This window comes from Photorhabdus kleinii, from assembly GCF_025384885.1.
GTDB classification, from domain to species: Bacteria; Pseudomonadota; Gammaproteobacteria; order Enterobacterales; family Enterobacteriaceae; genus Photorhabdus; species Photorhabdus kayaii.
In genome coordinates, this window is record NZ_JAJAFY010000101.1 from 1 (window position 1) to 4,634 (window position 4,634).

General features: G+C 48.2%; 8 protein-coding genes. All 8 read left to right on the plus strand.

Going from position 1 to position 4,634, the window contains the following annotated elements; genetic code table 11:
- The first annotated feature begins 33 nt into the window (after nucleotides 1–33).
- Nucleotides 34–213 (plus strand): hypothetical protein, encoded by a 180-nt coding sequence (locus LG003_RS22535; RefSeq protein ID WP_262981704.1) that lies wholly within the window; start codon nucleotides 34–36, stop codon nucleotides 211–213.
- A 15-nt stretch (nucleotides 214–228) separates the two neighbouring features.
- The gene (locus tag LG003_RS22540; protein ID WP_262981705.1) at nucleotides 229–888 is read left to right on the plus strand and encodes a hypothetical protein; all 660 of its coding nucleotides are present in this window, start codon (nucleotides 229–231) and stop codon (nucleotides 886–888) included.
- A 33-nt stretch (nucleotides 889–921) separates the two neighbouring features.
- Nucleotides 922–1,113, plus strand: a complete 192-nt coding sequence (locus tag LG003_RS22545; RefSeq protein ID WP_036847809.1) for a hypothetical protein — start codon at nucleotides 922–924, stop codon at nucleotides 1,111–1,113.
- Nucleotides 1,114–1,211: 98 nt separating this feature from the next.
- Nucleotides 1,212–1,469, plus strand: coding sequence for a hypothetical protein (locus LG003_RS22550; RefSeq protein ID WP_262981706.1), 258 nt, complete (start codon nucleotides 1,212–1,214; stop codon nucleotides 1,467–1,469).
- Between the two features lie 20 nt (nucleotides 1,470–1,489).
- On the plus strand, nucleotides 1,490–1,786 hold the full coding sequence (locus LG003_RS22555; protein ID WP_262981707.1) for a hypothetical protein: 297 nt from the start codon (nucleotides 1,490–1,492) through the stop codon (nucleotides 1,784–1,786).
- Nucleotides 1,761–3,737 carry a phage terminase large subunit family protein gene (locus LG003_RS22560; protein WP_262981708.1) on the plus strand — a complete coding sequence of 659 codons (1,977 nt, stop codon included), beginning with the start codon at nucleotides 1,761–1,763 and terminating at the stop codon, nucleotides 3,735–3,737. The genes LG003_RS22555 and LG003_RS22560 overlap by 26 nt, the downstream gene beginning before the upstream one ends.
- A 24-nt stretch (nucleotides 3,738–3,761) precedes the next feature.
- Nucleotides 3,762–4,025 carry a gpW family head-tail joining protein gene (gene gpW, locus LG003_RS22565; protein WP_036847803.1) on the plus strand — a complete coding sequence of 88 codons (264 nt, stop codon included), beginning with the start codon at nucleotides 3,762–3,764 and terminating at the stop codon, nucleotides 4,023–4,025.
- A 1-nt stretch (nucleotide 4,026) separates the two neighbouring features.
- On the plus strand, nucleotides 4,027–4,634 hold a 608-nt coding region (locus LG003_RS22570; RefSeq protein WP_262981709.1), incomplete at its 3' end, for a phage portal protein.

The window sequence follows — 4,634 nt, forward strand, 5'->3', positions numbered from 1 at the left end:
AGTGCGGCCTTTTTTATTTGGTGAGATAACACGATGACACAAGATGAACAAACAATACTGATGTTTAGAGGGTTAATTGCCTCATTGTCAGAGCAACAACAAGAAAATGTCAGTACATGTGAAAAGGTAATACGTAAGATGCTGGTTGATTACCCAGAGGAGGCTATTCTCGCCATCGGATTAATTGGTGCAGAGTTGCAGTTATCTATGTAACTTAAGGTCAATAAGATGGCAGGATTAAAAGAACTGTCTAATAAGCTGACTCAAATAAAGAAGCAAGTCCCGTTTGCCACTGCTCAGGCATTAACAAAAGTTGCCCGGCAGATCGAACAAGCTGAAAAGAAGGCGATAGAGCGTAAGTTAGATAACCCGACTCCCTTTACTGTTAAATCTGTTGGCTCGGTTGGTGCTCGTAAGAATAATCTCACTGCTAAAGTGTTCGTGCGTGATATTGCAGCAAGTTATCTCACACCCTTTGAAGTTGGTGGGGTCCACAAGCTTAATAGCAGTGCGTTATTAAATCCAAAGAACATTAAATTAAACAAATATGGCAATTTACCCCGCAACAAACTCCAGCAGTTAAAAGCCAAGCCCGATGTATTTATCGGAGAAGTCACAACCAGCGAACATAATAGTGTCAATGGCGTATGGCAACGTAAGAAAGGCAGAAAGGGTAAGAAGAGCAAAAAGCGGTTAAAGCGCTCTCCAAATGGCACTCGCAGAGAGAGGAAAAAGCAAAGACCGCCGAAACTATTAATCCGGTTCGGTGATGCTCTGCCTGTTGCGCCTATCTTGGGTTATCAGGAACGCGCAAGAAAGATGGCTGATGCATTAATGCCACAGGCTATCAGTCAGGCACTGAGCGAGGCAATCAGAACAGCTAAATAATAACTAGGATCGCGATCCTAGTGAGGCTAATTTATGAATAACCAAATGCAACAAGTACAAGAGGCCATTGCTCGTCTGAAATCGATGAGTAGACAAGAACTACTGTCTGCACTTGTGAAAGCTGGAATAGCAAATGCTGATGATGCAGCGCCTTCTATCGACGAAAGTGAAGGAGGCAAAAGAGGTCAGGTAACGCGAGGTAACAGAGATGGTAACGCTGTGTAATTTTTTGGGTCCTTCCCAGAGACACTTAAATCATGGGACATTGTGCGCCCCGATGTTTCACTAGTTATAAATCTTTGAAATTTAGGTAACATTAACAAATGAATCAGTCAGAATTTGCCAAATTGCACGGTGTCAGCCGTAAGACTGTGACCCAGTGGAAAGCTCGCGGCTGGCTGGTTCTGGACGGTGACGATATCAATGTTGAAGCATCAAACGCGAATGTTGAACGTTACAGAAAATCTGTTACCCGGCCCGATAAAAAACCGCAGGTAACAAACAGGGTAACAAGTCAGGTAACAACTCTCAAGGTAACAGGTCTGATGCAGAATCACCGACAAAAATTGTCGAACGCATGATCGCCGAAAAGGGCGCAACGATGACATTCGATGAAGCCCGGACGTTAAAAGAAAACTTTCTCGCATTGCTTACTCAATTAGAGTACGAAATCAAATCCGGCCAGGTGCTACCGTATAAAGACATGATTGAAGCAGTGGGGCGGGAGTATTCAAGAATGCGCACTCGCTTAATCGCTATCGCTCCCGAACATGGCCCGCGTTTACGTGTATTGGCTTCAACCACTAATGATACGGAGTTTGTTCAAGCGTTACAGGAGGTGGTTTACGAGGCGATGGAGGAATTAAGCCTTGATGATAACAATAGAGGAGAAAGCTAATACCTCCGCCTGGCAGAACTTCACGCAAGATTTATATAAACGTCGTCCTGATATCCGCCCTCCCGAACCACTATCACTAAGTGTGTGGGCTAACAAATACGCCGTACTGTCCAAAGAAACCAGCGCACAGACCGGGCGATTTCGTTCGTTCGCCTATCAAGACGGCATGATGGATGCCATTACAGACCCGACTGTTACTTATGTTTCAGTGATGAAATCGGCGCGTGTCGGGTATACAAAAATACTGGATCACGTTGTCGGTTATTATCTGGCGCATGACCCTTCTCCGATACTCGTTGTTCAGCCCCGCGTAGAAGATGCGGAGGACTACAGTAAAACCGAAATTGCGCCGATGCTGCGTGATACTCCGGTGTTAGCAGAGATATCTGGTGACCCCAAAGCCAAAAATAGCAACCAGACTATCCTGAAAAAGACGTTCTTGAATGGCTCGAATCTGACATTAGTCGGGGCGAACAGTCCGGGCGGGTTTCGTCGTATCACATGCAGGATCATCTTGTTTGATGAAGTGGATGGCTACCCATCAGGTGGTGCCGGTGTCGAGGGTGACCAAATCGCACTAGGTACAAAACGTTCAGAAACATTTTGGAACCGCAAAATCGTATTGGGTTCAACCCCGACTGTAAAAGGCGCCAGCCGTATTGAAAAGTCATTTGGCGATAGTGACCAGCGTTATTACTACGTCCCATGCCCTCACTGTAATGAATATCAGGTTCTTGAATGGGGCGGCCCAGATACTCCTTACGGTATCAAATGGGACAAAGACGAACACGGAGAAGGGATACCGGATACCGCTTATTACGTTTGTCGTCATAACGGATGCGTGATCCATCATAACGAAAAAGCCGGCCTGGTAAAACGCGGGGAATGGCGGGCAACCAAACCATTTAAAGGTCATGCCGGATTTCATATCTGGGCGGGTTACAGTCTGTTTCCCAATGCCGCATGGAAATATCTGGTTGCTGAATGGTTGCGGGTGAAAAATGACCCGCTGATGCGTCAGACATTTATCAACCTGGTTCTGGGTGAACCCTATGAAGATCGGGGCGAGAAAGCATTGAGTGAAAGAAAACTCCTTGAGCGCTGTGAAGTCTTTGCTGCTGAGGTACCGGACGGCGTTGCGGTTCTGACGGCGGGTATTGATACCCAAGATGATCGCTTTGAAATAGAAGTCATTGGCTGGGGCCGGAATGAAGAAAGCTGGTCTATTGCTTATGACGTGATCGAGGGCGATTTAGAAACTGATGAGCCGTGGAAACGCTTAGATCACTATCTAAAACAAATCTGGCGCCGTGCTGATGGACGCGGTTTTACTATCATGGCGGCATGCATGGACTCTGGCGGACACCACACCCAACAAGTCTACGAGTTCTCTAAGGCCAGAATAGGCAGAAGAATATGGGCGATAAAAGGGGAATCGGCTCGCGGCGGTAAACGCTCCCCCGTTTGGCCGACCAAAAAACCGACATCCCGTACTAAGTCAAGTTTCAAGCCTATCATTCTCGGTGTTAATGCGGCTAAGGATACGGTCCGGGGGAGATTACATATCAATCCACCGCGACCCGGTGAGGCAGCGGCAAGCTATATGCACTTTCCGGCAGACAGGGATCTGAATTATTTCAGTCAATTGTTAGCGGAACGTTCAGTGCTCAAAGAATCAGGCGGGCAGCGTTTCCGAGTGTGGGAGCAATTACCGGGCCGTGCTAATGAAGCGCTGGACTGTCGGGTTTATGGTTATGCTGCGCTGTGTGGCTTGCTGCATATGGGACTAAAATTGAATGCACTAGCCACAAGCATCACAGAAAATCCGGGCAGATTATTGCCCCCGCCCGCAGAACCGGAAGAAAAGCCAAGCTTGCAATATCCCGGCGTCATTATTCAGGAACCGGAAAAGCCGAAGCGTAAGCGTATGTCTCAACTTTTGCCCTCTTAACCCTCAGCTATCTCAAGGATATTTATGTTTAACAGAAACACGAGTTTGTTAGCGGGTGCGATGACGCGTGAGCAACTGCAAGATGCGCTAGCGAAAGCTCAACAGGCTTATATCGATCTGGCGACGGGAAGCCGGGGCGTGTCTTTTTCTTACACGCAGGGAGACGGCACGCGTTCAGTTTCGTATCAACAAAGCTCGCTGGCGGATTTACTGGCGCTGATCCAACTCTTACAAGCCCAACTGGGCATTGTCTCACGGCCACGGCGCCCGATAAGGCTCAGGTACTGATATGAGTGAAATACGAATTTTAGGCCCAAACGGGCAGCCGTTGCCGCCATCACGTCCGAAGCTGTCTATGCTGGTTGGTGGTAGTCGTGTTCCGTATGACGCCGCCGACACATTCAGTGATCAGCTGGCGAACTGGCAGCCGGCGCTGTGGTCGCCAGACAACGAAATCAATATCTATCGCGACCGCATTGTGTCGCGTGTCCGTGATTTGGCAAGGAATGATGGCTGGGCCAGCGGTGCGATCACCCGAGTTCTTGACAATGCTATCGGGGCTAATTTCCGTCCCATTATCAAACCTGATTACCGGATGCTGGCGCTAATGACAGGGAATAAAGCGTTTGATGCAACCTGGGCTGATGAGTATGGGAAAGTAGTTGAAGCACACTGGCGTTCATGGGCTAACGATCCCGGTCGCTATTGTGACGTTGAGAGAAAGCAAACTGTTTCACAGATGTTGCGTTTGGGTTTCCGGCATAAGCTGTTAGATGGTGATGCGCTTGCGGTGCTGCAATATCGAACAGACAGGTTAGGGTCCGGCAAGGGGCGTTATGCTACGACAATTCAAATTGTGGACCCAGACCGACTCAGCAACCCACAACAGAATTTCGA

Coding starts and splice junctions, on each gene's coding strand:
- LG003_RS22535 (WP_262981704.1), top strand. CDS start 34: ATGACACAAGATGAACAAACAATACTGATGTTTAGAGGGTTAATTGCC.
- LG003_RS22540 (WP_262981705.1), top strand. CDS start 229: ATGGCAGGATTAAAAGAACTGTCTAATAAGCTGACTCAAATAAAGAAG.
- LG003_RS22545 (WP_036847809.1), top strand. CDS start 922: ATGAATAACCAAATGCAACAAGTACAAGAGGCCATTGCTCGTCTGAAA.
- LG003_RS22550 (WP_262981706.1), top strand. CDS start 1,212: ATGAATCAGTCAGAATTTGCCAAATTGCACGGTGTCAGCCGTAAGACT.
- LG003_RS22555 (WP_262981707.1), top strand. CDS start 1,490: ATGACATTCGATGAAGCCCGGACGTTAAAAGAAAACTTTCTCGCATTG.
- LG003_RS22560 (WP_262981708.1), top strand. CDS start 1,761: ATGATAACAATAGAGGAGAAAGCTAATACCTCCGCCTGGCAGAACTTC.
- gpW (WP_036847803.1), top strand. CDS start 3,762: ATGTTTAACAGAAACACGAGTTTGTTAGCGGGTGCGATGACGCGTGAG.